16 protein-coding genes and 1 pseudogene are annotated in these 16046 nt (G+C 65.6%); 14 read left to right on the forward strand and 3 right to left on the reverse strand.

Features of this window, described 5'->3' with window-relative positions; genetic code table 11:
• Positions 1–82: 82 nt before the first annotated feature.
• The 4 genes from DAD99_RS05665 (at position 83) to DAD99_RS05680 (ending at position 5246) form a co-directional block, all read left to right on the forward strand.
• A complete protein-coding gene (locus tag DAD99_RS05665) occupies positions 83–1273 on the forward strand; it encodes a glycoside hydrolase family 76 protein (protein WP_193340706.1) in 1191 nt (396 codons plus the stop codon).
• Positions 1274–1435: 162 nt separating this feature from the next.
• Positions 1436–2491: an iron ABC transporter substrate-binding protein gene (locus DAD99_RS05670; RefSeq protein WP_193340707.1), complete on the forward strand. Its 1056-nt coding sequence runs from the start codon at positions 1436–1438 to the stop codon at positions 2489–2491.
• A 5-nt stretch (positions 2492–2496) separates the two neighbouring features.
• Entirely contained in the window at positions 2497–4089 is a 1593-nt protein-coding gene (locus tag DAD99_RS05675; RefSeq protein ID WP_193340708.1) for an iron ABC transporter permease, read from the forward strand.
• Entirely contained in the window at positions 4086–5246 is a 1161-nt protein-coding gene (locus DAD99_RS05680; RefSeq protein WP_193340709.1) for an ABC transporter ATP-binding protein, read from the forward strand. Before DAD99_RS05675 ends, DAD99_RS05680 begins: the two co-directional genes overlap by 4 nt.
• A 31-nt stretch (positions 5247–5277) precedes the next feature.
• Here DAD99_RS05680 and DAD99_RS05685 read toward each other — a convergent pair whose 3' ends face one another.
• Positions 5278–5880 carry a YdeI family protein gene (locus DAD99_RS05685; protein WP_193340710.1) on the reverse strand — a complete coding sequence of 201 codons (603 nt, stop codon included), beginning with the start codon at positions 5878–5880 and terminating at the stop codon, positions 5278–5280.
• A 77-nt stretch (positions 5881–5957) separates the two neighbouring features.
• Here DAD99_RS05685 and DAD99_RS05690 point away from each other — a divergent pair, with 77 nt between their 5' ends.
• From DAD99_RS05690 to DAD99_RS05715, 6 genes are all read left to right on the forward strand, one after another.
• Complete coding sequence (locus DAD99_RS05690; RefSeq protein ID WP_193340711.1) at positions 5958–6707, forward strand: VOC family protein; 750 nt, start codon at positions 5958–5960, stop codon at positions 6705–6707.
• A 98-nt stretch (positions 6708–6805) separates the two neighbouring features.
• Complete coding sequence (locus tag DAD99_RS05695) at positions 6806–7345, forward strand: NUDIX hydrolase family protein (protein WP_185262491.1); 540 nt, start codon at positions 6806–6808, stop codon at positions 7343–7345.
• 86 nt (positions 7346–7431) lie between these two features.
• The gene (locus tag DAD99_RS05700) at positions 7432–8469 is read left to right on the forward strand and encodes a DUF6707 family protein (RefSeq protein ID WP_193340712.1); all 1038 of its coding nucleotides are present in this window, start codon (positions 7432–7434) and stop codon (positions 8467–8469) included.
• A gap of 61 nt (positions 8470–8530) precedes the next feature.
• Positions 8531–9256 (forward strand): SRPBCC domain-containing protein, encoded by a 726-nt coding sequence (locus tag DAD99_RS05705; RefSeq protein WP_193340713.1) that lies wholly within the window; start codon positions 8531–8533, stop codon positions 9254–9256.
• Between the two features lie 33 nt (positions 9257–9289).
• Entirely contained in the window at positions 9290–10654 is a 1365-nt protein-coding gene (gene tgt, locus DAD99_RS05710; RefSeq protein ID WP_193340714.1) for a tRNA guanosine(34) transglycosylase Tgt, read from the forward strand.
• A gap of 170 nt (positions 10655–10824) precedes the next feature.
• Positions 10825–11766, forward strand: a complete 942-nt coding sequence (locus DAD99_RS05715) for a type IV toxin-antitoxin system AbiEi family antitoxin domain-containing protein (protein ID WP_193340715.1) — start codon at positions 10825–10827, stop codon at positions 11764–11766.
• 98 nt (positions 11767–11864) lie between these two features.
• Here DAD99_RS05715 and DAD99_RS05720 read toward each other — a convergent pair whose 3' ends face one another.
• On the reverse strand, positions 11865–12581 hold the full coding sequence (locus DAD99_RS05720) for a queuosine precursor transporter (protein ID WP_193340716.1): 717 nt from the start codon (positions 12579–12581) through the stop codon (positions 11865–11867).
• A gap of 201 nt (positions 12582–12782) precedes the next feature.
• Between DAD99_RS05720 and DAD99_RS05725 the strand changes: the two genes are divergently transcribed.
• Genes DAD99_RS05725 through DAD99_RS05740 form a run of 4 tightly spaced genes read left to right on the forward strand, consistent with a single transcriptional unit; the run spans position 12783 to position 15689 of the window.
• Positions 12783–13439, forward strand: a complete 657-nt coding sequence (locus tag DAD99_RS05725) for a TetR family transcriptional regulator (RefSeq protein ID WP_193340717.1) — start codon at positions 12783–12785, stop codon at positions 13437–13439.
• Positions 13440–13471: 32 nt separating this feature from the next.
• On the forward strand, positions 13472–14389 hold the full coding sequence (locus DAD99_RS05730; RefSeq protein ID WP_193340718.1) for a TIGR01777 family oxidoreductase: 918 nt from the start codon (positions 13472–13474) through the stop codon (positions 14387–14389).
• Positions 14386–14796, forward strand: coding sequence for a hypothetical protein (locus tag DAD99_RS05735; RefSeq protein WP_193340719.1), 411 nt, complete (start codon positions 14386–14388; stop codon positions 14794–14796). Before DAD99_RS05730 ends, DAD99_RS05735 begins: the two co-directional genes overlap by 4 nt.
• The gene (locus DAD99_RS05740) at positions 14793–15689 is read left to right on the forward strand and encodes a hydroxymethylpyrimidine/phosphomethylpyrimidine kinase (protein ID WP_193340720.1); all 897 of its coding nucleotides are present in this window, start codon (positions 14793–14795) and stop codon (positions 15687–15689) included. The genes DAD99_RS05735 and DAD99_RS05740 overlap by 4 nt, the downstream gene beginning before the upstream one ends.
• 82 nt (positions 15690–15771) lie before the next feature.
• Here DAD99_RS05740 and DAD99_RS05745 read toward each other — a convergent pair.
• Positions 15772–16046: pseudogene (locus DAD99_RS05745) on the reverse strand (IS3 family transposase); the annotation flags it as partial.

Raw genomic sequence — 16046 nt, forward strand, 5'->3', positions numbered from 1 at the left:
CCGAAACCGGTGACCGGCGCGAAACAATAGTTAGTGAATGTTAACTGAAATTCGGTCGGGCCGCACCCGCTAGGCTAAACGCATGACGGATGCCGAACCCACCGACTGGCAGCCCGCCGACTGGCCGGAGCGCGCCAACGTGGCGGCCCGCTCCGTCACCGCCCTCTTCGGCCGCCGGCTGCTGTTCCTGCCGGGAACCCACCTCGCCGCCGTGCAGTGGCCGTCGAAACACCTGAAGAATCTCCTCCACCCATGGCACTACTGGTGGCAGGCCCACTACGTGGACTGCCTGGTGGACGCCGGGCGCCGCGAACTGGGCAACGGAGCCACCCCCGCAGCAAGGTTCAACGGCCCGCGCCGCCCCAGCGCCGGCAGGCTCGCGTCCAGGCTGGTCACGGGCATCCGGCTGCGCAACGCCTTCACCTTCGTCAACAGCTACTACGACGACATGGCCTGGTTGGCGCTGGCGACGCACCGCCTGCAAACCCTGGCCGAGGAGACGCACAAACGTGGACGCCGTCGTAACGCCGGAATCCAGGAGACCCTCACCCTGCAGTTCGATTCCGCCTCCACCGATGACCTGGGCGGCGGGACCTTCTGGAGCAAAAAGCGCGACTTCAAGAACACGCCGGCCACCGCCCCCGTGGCGCTCTACTACGCCCGGACAGGCCAGCAAGCCAAGGCGCAGCGGCTGGTGGACTGGCTCAATGGCGTGCTGTTCGACGAGGCCCGGCGCCTCTATATCGACGGGGCGCGGCTAAGCCCGGCCGGTGAAGTGACGGTGGAGAACACCATCTACACCTACAACCAAGGCCCCGTATTGGGAGCCCTGCTGGAGCTGGGCGGCGATGCCAACCTCGCCCGGACCTCGGCGGTCATTGACGGCGTAGCCCAGCACCTGACGGTGCACACCACAGCGCCGGGCAGTTCCGCCCGCGTCCTCCGCTGCGACGGAACGGGCGACGGCGGACTCTTCACCGGGATTCTCTGCCGGTATTTGGCACTCGCCGCCGTCGACGCCCGGCTTCCGGAATCCGCGCGGAACACGGCCAGGGAGCTGGTGACTGCTACCGCCGAGGCCTTCTGGGCGGGCCGCCGGCCAGCCGGAGCAGCAACAGCCGGCAACGGCAGGTATGTGTTTTCCGTCCACGCGGTAAACCCGGCGACCACCACCTACCCGCCAGGTGCCGCCGTCGAGCTTTCCACCCAGCTGCAGGCCTGGATGGCGCTGGAGGCCGCCGCGGCCATTCAGCAGAAAACGCGAACCAATTAGGGCACGCAACAGTTGCGTAATGCGTGTGATCCTTATCACTTAAGGCCCGCGCCGCTTGGTGTCTTAGGTTTGGCTAACCTACAGTTTCTCGAGTGAGCCAACCCTAACTACAGGCTCGCCAAGACCGTCGGTCCGCACACTTTTCCCCAGAAAGTAGCCCCAATGAAGATCCGCAACAGCGCCCTGGCCGGCATCGCACTTGCCGCCACCGCAGCCCTCGGACTGACCGCCTGTGGTGGCAGCACCACACCGGCAGCAACCGGCTCCTCCGCCGCAGACGGCAAAGCCGCCGGCGAAATCACGGTCTACAACGCGCAGCACGAGAGCCTGACCAAGGAATGGATCGACGCCTTCACCGCGGAGACCGGCGTCAAGGTGACCATGCGCCAGGGTTCAGACACTGAGCTCTCCAACCAGATCGTCCAGGAAGGCGCCGCGTCCCCGGCTGACATCTTCCTCACCGAAAACTCCCCCGCCATGGCGCAGGTTGAAAACGCCGGCCTCTTTGCTGACGTCGACAAGGCCACCGTGGACCAGGTTCCGGCCGAGTTCCGCCCCAGCACCAACAAGTGGACGGGCATCGCCGCCCGCTCCACCGTCCTGGTGTACGACAAAACCAAGCTCAGCGAAGGCGACCTGCCCAAGTCCATGCTGGACCTGGCCAACCCGGAGTGGAAAGGCAAGTGGGCCGCTTCACCGTCCGGCGCCGACTTCCAGGCGATTGTGGCTGCGCTGATGGAACTCAAGGGCGAGGCAGCTACCGAGGAATGGCTCAAGGGCATGAAGGAAAACTTCACAGCCTATAAGGGCAACAGTGCCGCCATGAAGGCAGTCAACGCCGGTGAAGTAGACGCCGCGTTGATCTACCACTACTACTACTACGGTGACCAGGCCAAGACCGGCGAGAACTCCAAGAACGTCACCCCGTACTACTTCAAGAACCAGGATCCGGGCGCGTTTGTGTCCGTCTCCGGCGGCGGCGTGCTGACGTCGTCCAAGAACGCCGCGGCTGCCCAGGCCTTCCTGAAGTTCATTACCGGCAAGAAGGGCCAGGAGGTCCTCAAGAACGGCACCTCGTTCGAGTACGCCATCGCTTCCGAGGTACCCGCCAACGACAAGCTGGTTCCGGTCAAGGACCTCCAGGCGCCCACCGTGGACCCGGCCAAGCTGAACTCCACGAAGGTCACCGAGCTGATGACCAAGGCAGGACTCCTGTAATTTCAGTGACCACTGATCTATCGGCTCCCCCCTCAGCGGGGAGCACAACGACGGCGGGCCGGGGCACGAGCCCCCGCCCGCCTCTCGGCGTTTCCGCGGTGTCCATCCTGGCAGTGCTGATCGCCCTGTTTTCCCTGGTACCGCTGGGGTACGTCGTGTACATGACGGCGGCAACCGGGTGGGACACCGCCGTCGAACTGATCTTCCGGCCAAAAGTGGGCGAGCTCCTGCTCAACACGGTCCTGCTAATGGTGATCACCATTCCGCTCAGCATCGTCCTCGGCGTTGGCGGTGCCTGGCTGGTGGAGCGGACCAAACTCCGCGGCCACAAAATCTGGGCGGTGCTGCTGGCAGCGCCGCTCGCCATTCCGGCGTTTGTAAACAGCTACGCCTGGGTCTCGGCGGTCCCGTCCCTGGCCGGGCTGGGCTCCGGTGTCCTGATCGCCACGCTCTCCTATTTCCCGCTGGTGTACATCCCGGCGGCCGCAACACTCGGCCGGCTGGACCCGGCCATCGAACAGTCCGCCGCCGCGCTGGGGCTCGGCAACTGGCGGGTCTTTTTCCGGGTGGTCCTGCCGCAACTCCGCATCGCCATGACCGGCGGCGCTCTGCTGGTAGGCCTTCACCTGCTCGCCGAATACGGTGCGTTCGCGATGATCCGTTTCGACACGTTCACCACCGCGATCATGGTCCAGTACCAGTCCACGTTCAACGGGACCGCGGGCAATATGCTCGCCAGCGTCCTGGTGTTTTTCTGCCTGATCCTGCTGGTGGTGGAGGTCCGCGGCCGCGGCACGGCCCGCTATGCCCGTGTAGGATCCGGCGCCCCGGCCAAGGCCCTGCGCCTGCCGCTGCACGCCTACCAGGTTCCGGCGCAGCTGTCCCTGCTTGCTTTGACGGGACTGGCCTTCGGGCTGCCGGTGTTTTTTGTCCTGCGCTGGATCACCGCGGGCGGTTCCGCGGTCTGGGCTGCCGACGAGTTCGCTCCGGCCCTCCTGACCACACTCGGCTACGGCCTGGCCGGCGCGGTGGTGACCACCGTCGTCGCATTCCCCATGGCCTTCCTTGCGGTGCGGCACCCCAGCTGGTTCAGCAAGTCGTTGGAGCTCTCAAACTACGTCACCAGTTCCTTGCCCGGGATTGTGGTGGGCCTCGCGTTCGTTACCGTCAGTATCCGGCTGGTCCCCGGCGTCTACCAGACGGCCGGAGTGCTGGTGGCCGCGTACGTCCTGCTGTTCCTGCCCCGGGCGCTGGTCAATCTCCGCGCCGGCCTGTCCCAGGCCCCCAAGGAACTCGACGAAGCCGCCCAAGCCCTGGGCAAACCGCCGCTGCTGGCCTTCATCCGGGTCACGCTGCGGCTGACCGCGCCGGCGGCCGCGGGCGGCGCTGCCCTGGTGTTCCTGGCCATCGCCAACGAGCTGACCGCCACACTCCTGCTCTCCCCGAACGGGACCCGGACGCTCGCCACCGAGTTCTGGAGCAAGAGCAGCGAAATCGACTACGCGGGCGCCGCCCCGTACGCCCTGCTGATGATCCTGCTCTCGGCGCCAATGACCTATCTTCTCTTCCAGCAGTCCAAGAAAGTAGCCGGACAGTGACCGAACAATCCCCCTCCAGGCTTCCGGAACCGCGGATCGCGCCGTCTGTGGCACCTTCCACCAACAGCCACCTGCAGATCGCCGACGTCACCAAGAACTTTGCCTCCCAGGCCGTCCTCAAGGGCGTCAACCTGTCCGTGGCCAAGGGCGGCACCACCGCCATCGTGGGGCCCTCCGGCTCGGGCAAGACCACTCTGCTGCGGCTGATCGCCGGCTTTGAACACCCCGCCACCGGCAGCATCTCGCTCAACGGCACCAAGGTGGCGGGCGACGGCGTATGGTTGCCTGCGCACAAGCGCCAGGTGGGGTACGTGGCCCAGGACGGGGCGCTCTTCCCGCACCTGACGGTGGGCCAGAACATCGCGTTCGGCCTGGACACCGCCAAGCTGGCGGGTGGCCGCCGCGCGGCGGAAGGCCGGATCAGCGAGCTGTTGGCCATGGTCTCGCTGGACGCCTCCATGGCCAAGCGGAGGCCACATCAGCTGTCCGGCGGGCAACAGCAGCGGGTGGCCCTGGCCCGTGCGCTGGCCCGCGAACCGGAACTGATGCTGCTCGACGAGCCTTTTTCAGCCCTGGATGCCGGCCTGCGCGTGGCCACCCGGCGGGCCGTGGCCAAGGTTCTCAACAAAGCCGGCGTGACAACCATCCTGGTCACGCACGACCAGTCCGAGGCCCTGTCCTTCGCGGACCAGGTGGCGGTGATGCGCGGCGGCAAGCTGGCCCAGATCGGCAACCCGTTTGTGGTCTATACCCGCCCCGCGGACCGCGCCACCGCAGAGTTCCTGGGCGACGCCGTCATCCTGGACGCCTGGATGGAAGGCTCGCTGGCCACGTGCTCACTGGGCGAAATTCCCGTGCGCCGCCCTCCTGCCCAGGGCCGGGTGCAGCTGATGCTGCGTCCGGAGCAGATCCGCATTGCCGAGGATGGCCCCATCCGCGGCGTGGTGGTGGACACCGACTACTTCGGCCCGGAAACCACCGTGCGCCTCAAACTCTCTGTGCCGCCGGAACTGGCCGGCCGCGCCGACCACCGCTACCCCGGCGGCGGCGAAGTCATCACCATCCGGCACTGGAACGCCTCCATCGCCCGGCCCGGCATGGAACTCTGCCTGCGGGTGGTGGGCGAAGCCGTCGCCTTCCCCCTGGACGACGACTAATCCCGGTGATTGAGCCTGCCGGAATCGGGCTCTACTGACCCGCGGCGGGCTTTTTCTTCTGCGGGTACGGCGCCTCGCCCCGGGCCAGCATCTCCACAAAGCCGGCAATTTTCCGTTCCCGGGTGGAGGCCTGCTTCACTGAATTCGTCCGGTAAATCAGGGCATACCGGTTCACGGCGGTGAGGACGTCGAACATGGACTGGGCCGCCGGAACGGCGGCGATCGCGGCGGCCAGGTCCGGCGGGACTTCCGCCGTCGCCTGGCCTACATAGGCTGCCTCCCAGCGCCCGTCCGCCTTAGCGGCATCGACGGCCGCGCGGCCCGCTGCCGTAATCCGGCCGGCAGCCTCGAGCTTCCCGATACGGTCCACATTCCGCGCCGACCAGACGCTCTTCGGGCCGCGGCGGGTCATCCGTTGGAAGGAACTGTCATCGTCGCGCCGTTTGCCTTGCCCGTCGATCCAGCCAAAGCACAGCGCCTCCTGCAGCGCTGCTTCGTAGCCCAGCTCGGTGGTGTTGCCGCCCTTCTTGTGAAGCACCAGCCACACGCCAGGGCTGTCGTTGTGGTTGGCTTCCAGCCACAGCCGCCACGCCGCCGCGTCCGCTACCAGCAGTTCCTCGAGTTCAACGGCCATGGCCCTATTCTGCCTGCCTTCCGCAGGAAGTGGCATGATGGCCGTAGCCGACCTGTCCTGTTTCGAGGAGGAACCTGATGCTGCGTGTCCGACCCGTCCATTTCACCTCCCGGCCGGACAGTTGGGAGCAACTCCTCAGGGCCCTGGGCCTGGCCAAAACCGTTGATCACGGCCCGTGGCGGGAGTTCGACGCCGGCTCCGGTCGGCTGGCCCTGCATCTGACCGACGCCGGTGCTACGGATGAAGGCACCACGGCCCTCGGCGTCGAGGTGGGCGATCTGGCCGAATTCGCCCGGCGCACCGCCCTGGCCGCGGCGGAATCCGGAAATACGGTCGCCGAGCTCATCGCCGCTGATCACGGCGAGTCCTGCCGCATCACCGGCCGGGACGGCTTCAGCTTCCTTGCGGACAAAGGCGCGCGGGAGCCAAACTCGGCTGACGCTGATCCGGCGCTGACCGTCGTCGGGGTCTGGTTTACGGCGGATCCCGGCGCGGCCGCGGTGACGCTGCAGGACATCGGTGCCAGGTTCCGCCCCGTCCCGGACGCCGACGAAACCGCAGACTTTACCGCCAAGAACGGCGGGGTGCTGATGGTGCGCCCGGCGTCCGGTGCGCCGCGGTCCGGCCTGGGATTTGAGTACGACGGCGATCTGGGCGCCTTGCGGGACCGGCTCGCCGCCGCCGGGCTGGATGTCAGCGAAACCGAGGAAGCCTTCGGCCGGACCCTGCACTTGGCCAACCCCGACGCCGACGGCACCGCCGCAACCACACGCGCCCCGCATGTCCCGCCCACCCTCTGGATCTCTCAGCGCCTCTCCGCGCAGTGATCCTGCTGAGGGCTGATATTCCGGCGCTTTGCACAACGCTTTACGCTGAGAGCTCACCCCTCAGCGGCCCCGGCCGTCCGATGAGGTAGAACTTAACCATGAACGTTCGCACTCCTGACCCCAATCCCGGCTGGCTCTCCGAAGAAGACCTTTTTGAGGCCCGGGGGAGGCTCCCCATGATCTATGTGGAGGCCGTGCCGGTCAGGCTGGATCCGCTGGGTTTTGTGAACGAGGTTGGCACGCTGCTCCAGGCCGATGAGGACGGGAACATGATCCGGTCGCTGGTATCGGGCCGCGTGATCTACCGCGAGACCATCCGCGCCGCACTCCTGCGCCATATGGAAAAAGACCTGGGGCCGCTCGCCTTTCCGCAGCTCCCCATCAGCCCGGTCCCCTTCACGGTGGCCGAATACTTCCCTGCCCCGTCCCAGACGGGTTTCACTGACGAACGCCAGCACGCGGTGTCCCTGGCGTACGTCATTCCCGTGACGGGCGAATGCGAGCCCCGCCAGGATGCCCTGGAACTGACGTGGATGACTCCGGCGGAAGTGCTCAGCGCCGACGTCCAGCTCGAATTCAGCGGCGGCCGCGGCGCCCTGGTCCGCCAGGCGCTGGCCTTTGCCGGAGTGGGTCACTGACGCCCGAGGGATCCCCGGCGTCCCCGACTTCCGGCGCCCCGCTTTGTAGACTGTAGGGCGGACCGCAAGAGAACTTAAGGACTCCCATGACCGAAAACCCAGCCGCCCGGCACTACAGCGAACAGCAGGCTGGATCTCTGACCACCGGCGATCAGCTCCTTCTCCCTGACGGTGAACGCACCGCCGAAATTCAGCATGTGGAGTTTGAACAGGATGATTTCGGGACCCCTGCGGTGGTCCTGGCGAACCTTACGGGCGGCGGCACCCTCCGCATCGCCGCCGGCTCCACCGTCAAGATCCTGGACCCAACAGTCCTGGTCATCACGGTTCCGGACGCCGCCCTTCAGGACGCCACGCCCGACGCCGTCACGCAGCTTCCGGTCGCGGCTCAACCCCCTGCCGAACAGCCCCAGCACACCGGCGAAGGGGAGGAAGCCCCGGCGGCTCCCGCCGTCGTCGTACCTCCCCTGCCAGCCATCCCGCCCGCGGCGAGCGGGCCCTCCACGGAAGAACTCGCGCGGATTCCGGCGCCGCAGGGCACTCCCGAAGCGGTGGTGGAAGCTGCCGCGGAAGCCCACCCGGACGCCGTTGGTGTGCTGCTGCTGGCGGACAAGCTGGCCAAGGGCATCAACTTCAAATCCGGCAGCTGCCTCAAGGACCTCAGCGATCTTGCCCACGAACTGTTCATTACGCTGAAGGATCCGGACGGGGCGCTCACGGTGGCGGACCTGCTCAACGTCCTGCCGTTCGACGGCAACCCGGGCCGGTGGGCGTCCGTGGAGGCATCGCTGGCGTTGTCCAGCTTCATCTGCCGCCAGGACCGTCAGGAGGAGCGCGCCGAAGTCTATGAAAAGCTGCTGCGTTTGCCGGAAAACCAGGAAACGGACCCGTTCAAGGCCCGGATGAACGCCAAGGTGCGCCAGCGTTCGCTGAACGAACCCAACCTGTACGACAAAGAGATCTTCCGCTCGATCGACAACTCCAACCATGAGGCCGAGCGGGAGTGGCGGCTGCTGCGCCTCGAATCCCTGCTGTTCCTGCGGGCCCACGGCGGGTCTGAAACGATCGGTGTGGGCGAACTCCAGCGCCGGATCAGCAACGAACTCGAGGCCGTCCGGGCCTGAGATTGTCCGGGTGGAGGAATTACCTCTACCCGGGGCCGCGCCTGCGTTGTAGATTCGGGCTATGACGAACAATCTGAGCGTGGTGATAAATGCTGACGCGCCGCAGGTCTGGACCATGCTGCGTGAACCGGCCAAAGTGGCCCAGTGGCACGGCTGGGAGGCCGATGAACTGGCGAATGAGATTGACGGGATCTACTTCAGCAGCAACGTCGTTGAAGCCCCGGACCACACCAGCCTGACCACCAACGGCGGCGATGTCTTCGACCTCAAACCGGTGTCCGCCGGGACTCTGGTCAGTGTCACGCGTGCTGCCCTGGACCACAACTCGGAATGGGCGGCCTGGGATGAGGACATCACCCAGGGATGGCTGACGTTCCTCCAGCAACTCCGCTTCGCGCTGGAACACCACCCGCACGGCAAGCGGCACACGTTGTTCTTCGAATTTCCCGGCACCTCCGATTCCGAAATCGAAAAGCTCGGATTGTCGGACGTGCCTGCGCCGGGTGAGCCGTACGGGCTGACGCTTGCCACCGGCGAGGAGATCACCGGGAAGGTCTGGTTCCGCAGCAACCACCAGGTGGGACTCACCGTCCACAGTTACGCGGAACACGGGGACGGCCTGCTGATCGTAGCGGACCAGCCCGTCATTGAAGGGGTAAGGCCCCAAGGCGGCGCCATGGTGATCGCCTCGACGTTTGATCTTGGTGCCCACAAACTGGAGTCCATCCATTTGCTCTGGGAAAGCTGGCGGGCTGAGAACTACCCCACATCGGAAGCGGCCCACTGAGGGATCGGCGGCGTTTGCTGGCACACTGGAACCGTGCCAGCCAACCCCGCCTCCGCTACATCTGTCTCCGTTTCGGATGTCCCGGCTGATCCCGTCGCAGCTGATCCCGCCACGCCGGCGGCCGTCGCCGCCGCTGACCAGTCCCAGTTCTGCTTCACCGTTGGCACCCGCCTTGCTGACAGCTGTGCGCCGTCGGCCAGGCAGATATCTGCCAATGGCGGCGAATTCCTGGGCCGCACGGGGACCATCACCACGCCCCATGGCGAGATCCGCACCCCGGCGTTCATCGCCGTCGGGACCAAAGCTACGGTGAAGTCCGTCCTGCCGGAATCCATGGCGGACCTGGGGGCACAAGCGCTCCTGGCCAACGCGTATCATCTGTACCTGCAGCCCGGAGCAGACATCCTGGACGAGGCCGGCGGGCTGGGTGCGTTTATGAACTGGTCCGGGCCGACGTTCACGGACTCCGGCGGGTTCCAGGTGATGAGCCTCGGGTCCGGGTTCAAGAAGGTCATCGACATGAAGACTGTGTCTTCCGCGGACGCGGCTGTCCCGGACGACGCCGTAGCTCCCGGCAAGGAACGCCTTGCCCACATCGACGACGACGGCGTCTGGTTCAAATCGCATCTCAATGGGGACCGCCACCGGTTCTCCCCCGAAATTTCGATGCAGGTCCAGCACCAGATCGGCGCGGACATAATATTCGCGTTCGATGAGCTGACCACGCTGCAGAACTCCCGCGGCTACCAGGAGGAATCGCTGGAGCGCACCCGGCTGTGGGCTCTGCGCTGCCTGGAGGAGCATTTCCGGCTGACCTCCGAGCGGGTGGGCAAGCCATACCAGGCCCTTTTCGGTGTGATTCAGGGTGCGCAGTATGAGGACCTGCGCCGGAAGGCCTGCCGGGACCTTGGCGCCATGGATTTCGACGGCTACGGCATCGGCGGGGCGCTGGAGAAGGAAAACCTGGGCACGATTGTGCGCTGGTGCAACGAGGAGCTGCCGGAGGACAAGCCGCGGCACCTGCTGGGCATCTCCGAGCCGGACGATATCTTCACCGCAATCGAAAACGGCGCGGACACCTTCGACTGTGTCTCCCCCACCCGGGTGGCCCGCAACTCCGCGTTCTACACTCCTGCCGGCCGCTTCAACCTCTCCGGCGCCAAGTACAAACGCGACTTCGGGCCGCTCCAGGAGGGGTGTGACTGCTACGCCTGCGCCAACTACTCGCGGGCCTATATCCACCACCTGTTCAAGGCCAAGGAGATGGTTTCCGCCACGCTGATCTCCATCCACAACGAGCGCTTTGTGGTGAAGATGGTGGACGACGCCCGGCTGGCCATCGAATCCGGGACCTTCTTCGAGTTCAAGGCCGAAACCCTGGCGCAGTACTACCCCTAAGCGCTGGCCCACTGGCCGCCTCCCGCCGTCGTTCTCCGCGCCGTTTCGACGGTTCCCTGCATACTCGATGTTCGTGACCAGCTGGGGCGCAGGGAACCGTCGACCCGGGATTATCCACATAGGCACACCTCTGTCTTTTCGAGGCCAGGCAACCAGCGGAGGCTGGAGGTATGTCAAACGCATCGAGCCGTGGGCTCCCGGTTGGAGTGGACCTGTGGCGCACAGAGGAGCTTTTGGAAGCTGGCCTGAATTCCCGCGCCATTTCCGCATCGGTACGCTCCGGAGACTTGGTCCGGCTCAGACGCGGCTGCTACATTCGCGGCAGCATCTGGGCGAGTCAGAAGCCCTGGGTGCGCAGTCGACAGCTGATCGCGGCCCATGCCCATGGAACGCTGACGACGTCGGGCGGCGGCTTTGTCTACAGCCACACCTCGGGCGCCCGGCTTCATGGGCTGTTCCTCTGGGACGTGGACGATCTCGTTCACCTCACTCAGCAGACCTGTCCCTCGCGCATATCCCACGGCAAGGACGTCGTGGCACACACCCGCTCTTTGGGGGCCGAGGACGTCACGTTCGTGGACGGTCTGCCCTGCACGTCGCTGGAGCGGACGGTGGTGGATTGCTGCCTCATGCTGAACTACCGGCAGTCCCTGGTTTTGATGGACCACGCCCTGCGGAAGGGTGCGGACGTGGCGAAGCTCCGGAAGATGTGCTCTGCCTTGACTGGAAGAAACGGAGTCCTGGCGCTGCGCCGAGCCATCGAAGATGGCGATTCCCGCTCCGAATCTCCGGGCGAAACCCTCTCCCGCGAGCTGGTCCACCGTCTCTGTATCGAGCCTCCTGAGCTCCAGGTGGTCGTCTGGTCCGCGGAAGGCCAGCACCGCCTCGACTTCGCTTGGCGGGACAAGAAAGTGGCCTTGGAATTCGACGGCAGGGTGAAGTACTTCGACTTCCAGCCGACGGATGAGGCCCTCTTCGCCGAACGGCAGCGCGAAAAGGCGTTGATGGCCCGCGGCTGGACATTCATCCGGGTCGAGTGGAAACACCTTTTCCGCGAGCAAGAGTTCAAGATGACTGTCCTCCAGGCGCTCAGGAGCCAATCAGCGGCGTAGCGTCAGGCGCCAATTCGATGGTTCCCTACCGGCTCGACGACTGCGAACATCGCGTGCGCAGGGAACCGTCGAAACGGCGCAGGGGAAGGGAGACGAGCCTAGACCCCGTAGCTCGGTTCGCGCTTCTTGATCCAGCCGATCACCAGGGACGTCACCGGGACGAACAGGAACTCAACCAGGGTCTTGTAGACAAAGCCCACCACCACGTAGTTCAGGAACGTGCCGAAGTCCGTGATGCCGATGACGGACGCGGCGATGCTGCAGAAAATCAGGGTGTCCACGAATTCACCTGCGCCGGTGGAGCCCATCAGCCGCGCCCAGAGGGACTTCTCCCCGGAATGGGCCTTCATCTTCACCAAGATCCATGAGTTGATGGTCTGGCCGGCCAGGAATGCCAGCAGCGAGGCGAGCACAATCTGCGGGACTGGGCCCAGGGCACCTTCCAGGGCTGCCTGCTTGGACGTGCCGAAGTCATCCTCAAAGCCGGGCAGGGCGATGATCACCCAGTAGCAGGCCGAGGCGAAGACGGAGAGGGCAAAGGTGGTAAAAATGGCTTTGCGCGCCACCTTGAAGCCGTAGACCTCGCTGATGACGTCGCCCAGGATGTAGGCGAGCGGGAACAGGAAGAAGCCGCCGTCGGTGATGATCGGGCCGATCGCGACGCCCTTGGACGCCCCGATGTTCGACAGGATCAGCACCACGGCCATAAAGGCCAGCATGATGCCGAAGTACGGCGAGCCGATCGATGCAAATTTCGGTGCCGTCCGGGCGGAGCCGGCGATGGGCAGGGCGTCAGGGCCCGAGGGGGAAGACATGGGGGAGATTCCATTCGTAGTGGTTCGCTCGGCGTACCGTTCCGCAACGAACGTTGTCGCGGGACACCGGCTCTATTAGCACTGTCACGCCATTCTCCCACTGAACGTGTATCGCTCTTCCACCGACGTTCGCAGCATGTTTTGAACACGTTCAGTTCCATGGCACACTCAGTTTTGAACATGTTCAAAAGAGGAGAAACCGTGACCGCCAAGAGCGAGCAGACCAGGCAACTCGTAGCGGACGTCGCGCTGCGTATGTTCCGCGAGATCGGATTCGAGAAGACCACCATGCGGGCCATCGCGGCCGAGGCCGGGGTCTCCGTGGGCAACGCCTACTACTATTTCGCCTCCAAGGATGACCTGGTGCAGGAGCTGTACGTCCAGGTCCAGGCAGAGCATGCAGCCAAGGCTGACGAGGCACTCGAGGGCATCAAGGACCTGGGCAGCCGGCTGAAGGCCACACTGCACGCCGGCCTGGATGTCATGGCCCCGTACCACCGCTTCGGCGCCGACTTCGTGGCCACGGCCATCCGGCCGACGTCGCCCGTGAACCCTTTCGCGGGCGAGTCGACGGCGGCCCGCGAGGCATCGCTCGGCATCTTCCGGGCAGCGGTGGAAGGCGCCAGCCCGGCCGCTCCAAAAAAGATCCGCGCCGACCTGCCCGAGCTGCTCTGGCTCGGCTACATGGGGATCGCCCTGTTCTGGGTGTACGACACCTCCGAAGACCAGCGCCGGACCCGGAAGCTGGTGGACGGCGTAGTCCCGTTGATCGCCCGGGGACTTTCGCTGGCAAGGATTCCCGGCATTAACAAGGTGCTGGACGATGTCCTCAGCCTGAGCCGCAGCATCCGCGACTGAACACGCCACCGAACACAAAGCTGGGGGAAGAAATGAACAGGACAAACACCGTGGTGCTCGCCGCAGCCTCGGGCTTCATCGGCACCTATCTTCGGCACCGCTTCGAACAGGACGGCTGGACGGTGCGCACCATCGGCCGCCGGGCCACCGCGGGTACGGCCGAAGCGGCCAACTGGAACGACGACGGCGCCATCACCCGGGTGCTGGACGGCGCCGACCTGCTGGTGAACCTTGCCGGACGGTCGGTCAACTGCCGCTATAACGCCAGGAACAAGGCGGCCATCCTCGATTCCCGCGTCTCCACCACCACGGCACTCGGCCGCGCACTCGCAGTCTGCAAGGCGCCGCCGTCGGCCTGGCTCAACGCCAGCACCGGCACCATCTACCGGCACGCGGATGACCGGCCGCAGACAGAGTCCGACGGCGAACCCGGGACAGGCTTTTCGGTGGTCGTGGCCCGGGCGTGGGAAGCCGCCCTGGACTCCGCCACCGCGCCCGGGACGCGAAAAATTGCGCTGCGGATCGCCATCGTGCTGGGCCCGGGCGGCGGCGCCCTGCGGCCTTTCGCGGCCTTGGCCCGGCTTGGCCTGGGCGGTCACATGGGCGCCGGCAGCCAGAAGTTCAGCTGGATCCACGTCGAGGACCTCTACCGCACCGTCCGCTTCCTCCACGCGCGAACGGACATTTCGGGCCCGGTGAACGTGGCTTCCCCGGATGTGGTGGATAACCGCGAGCTGATGCGGCTGGTCCGCCGGGCCTACGGCGCCAGGCTGGGTATCCCCACTCCGGCGTGGCTGCTGCGGCTGGGGGCCGTGCTGATCCGCACCGAGACTGAGCTCGTGTTGAAAAGCCGGTGGGTGCAGCCGCAGAAGCTGCTTGACGCGGGGTTCATCTTCCGGGAGCCTGAGCTGGGCCGCGCGCTGCTCACTATCGCCAAAGGGACGGCGTGAACAGGCCGTACCGGGTGACGTTCGGCCCCGGGGCGTTCCTGCTGGGCGCCGGCATCACCGTGCTGCTGTTCGGCGTTCCGCACGGCGCGACAGGCTACGTTTTCGGTGTCCCGGCCGCTCTGCTTCTTGGTATGCCCCTTGCCCTGGCGACCGGAATCCTGATGCGGCCCGTCCGAGACCAGTGGCTTCATATTGTGGCCACCGGCGGGGTGGGACTGGTCACGGGCTTTCTCACCCTCCTTTTCCTTACGGGAAACCACTGGCACAGCATGTGGGGACTCGTTTTGTGGACCGGATTCTGCGCCGCAGTCGGAAGGCTGGCTGTTGTGGGCCTCGTGGACACACAGGACGATAGTGAACTCACCGAGCATGTTGGCCCGACGCCGGATGGCAGGATAGTGCCATGACTTTTGCTTCAGCTGCCGTCCAGTCCCCCGTGTCCGCTCCCGCAGTCGTCCTGACAATCGCGGGGTCCGAAGCAACGGGTGGCGCCGGGGCCCAGGCCGACCTGAAAACGTTCCAGGAACTGGGCGTATTTGGCATCGCCAACCTGACCTGCATCGTGTCCTTCGATCCGAGCGACAACTGGAACCACCGCTTTGTGCCGGTGGACCAGCAGGTCATTGCGGACCAATTGGAAGCCACGACGGCGGCCTACGGTCCGGCGTCGGGCACCACCGCCGGCGGTGTGCCGGGCGAGTCGTTGGCGCCGGGCCGACCTGTCCTGGACACCGTAAAGATCGGCATGCTGGGCAGCCCGGCCACCATAAGCACGGTTGCGGCAGCACTGGAAACTGGCCGGTTCCGGAACGTCGTGCTGGATCCGGTGCTGATCTGCAAGGGCCAGGAGCCGGGCCACGCGCTGGACACGGACCAGGCCCTGAAGGCGCAGATCCTGCCGCTGGCCACGTTCGTCACGCCCAACCACTTCGAAGCCGAATCGCTGTCAGGCCTGGCGATCACCGACATCGAATCCCTGAAAGCCGCAGCAGTCCGCATCCACGAGCTCAGCGGCGCTGCAGTTCTCGCCAAGGGCGGGGTGCGGCTGGAAGGCCCGGACGCCGTCGACGTTTACTACGACGGCGAGACCCTTGAAGTCCTCAGCGCTCCGAAGGTGGGCGAGGTGGCCGTGTCCGGTGCCGGCTGCTCGTTGGCCGCGGCTGTGACGGCTGAACTGGCCAAGGGCGCCACACCACTGGAGGCCGCCCGGTCCGCCAAGGTCTTTGTGACGGCCGGAATCCGCAACCGGGTGGCGTCAGGCGCCCCGTTCGACGCCCTCTGGCAGGGTGGCCCGCGCTAGCCCACTCCCCCGCCCCATCAGACGCTCTCTCACTTAACGCGGGTTCTTCCCAAACGCTCGAAAATTGTCAAGCTGTGTGGAGTCACTGGGCTAGTTTTTGGGGTGTTTTGGTCTCGGGCAGGTTGATCCCGACGTGTTGGGCGGGGGCCGGTGTGGTGGGTCGTTGGCGGAATCTTTCTGGGTGTCGTTCGTAGTAGTCCTGGTGGACTTGGTCTCGCTTGTCCCAGAGCTCTTTCCAAGAGCCGTTGTGGACTTGTGAGGGTGAGAACAGCGCGATGCCGGAGTGTTTGTGATCGGTGCTGTACCAGTGCACATAGTCGGTGAGGTACTCCCTCGCGGCCTCGAGATCGTCAAAGA

It is taken from the genome of Pseudarthrobacter sp. AB1 (assembly GCF_014926485.1).
Taxonomy (GTDB): Bacteria; Actinomycetota; Actinomycetes; order Actinomycetales; family Micrococcaceae; genus Arthrobacter.

Excerpts from the sequence above, each read along its gene's own strand:
- DAD99_RS05695 (WP_185262491.1), top strand. The coding sequence starts at position 6,806 with ATGAACGTTCGCACTCCTGACCCCAATCCCGGCTGGCTCTCCGAAGAA.
- DAD99_RS05700 (WP_193340712.1), top strand. The coding sequence starts at position 7,432 with ATGACCGAAAACCCAGCCGCCCGGCACTACAGCGAACAGCAGGCTGGA.
- DAD99_RS05705 (WP_193340713.1), top strand. The coding sequence starts at position 8,531 with ATGACGAACAATCTGAGCGTGGTGATAAATGCTGACGCGCCGCAGGTC.
- DAD99_RS05730 (WP_193340718.1), top strand. The coding sequence starts at position 13,472 with ATGAACAGGACAAACACCGTGGTGCTCGCCGCAGCCTCGGGCTTCATC.
- DAD99_RS05740 (WP_193340720.1), top strand. The coding sequence starts at position 14,793 with ATGACTTTTGCTTCAGCTGCCGTCCAGTCCCCCGTGTCCGCTCCCGCA.
- DAD99_RS05720 (WP_193340716.1), bottom strand. The coding sequence starts at position 12,581 with ATGTCTTCCCCCTCGGGCCCTGACGCCCTGCCCATCGCCGGCTCCGCC.
- DAD99_RS05670 (WP_193340707.1), top strand. The coding sequence starts at position 1,436 with ATGAAGATCCGCAACAGCGCCCTGGCCGGCATCGCACTTGCCGCCACC.
- DAD99_RS05685 (WP_193340710.1), bottom strand. The coding sequence starts at position 5,880 with ATGGCCGTTGAACTCGAGGAACTGCTGGTAGCGGACGCGGCGGCGTGG.
- DAD99_RS05665 (WP_193340706.1), top strand. The coding sequence starts at position 83 with ATGACGGATGCCGAACCCACCGACTGGCAGCCCGCCGACTGGCCGGAG.
- DAD99_RS05715 (WP_193340715.1), top strand. The coding sequence starts at position 10,825 with ATGTCAAACGCATCGAGCCGTGGGCTCCCGGTTGGAGTGGACCTGTGG.
- DAD99_RS05690 (WP_193340711.1), top strand. The coding sequence starts at position 5,958 with ATGCTGCGTGTCCGACCCGTCCATTTCACCTCCCGGCCGGACAGTTGG.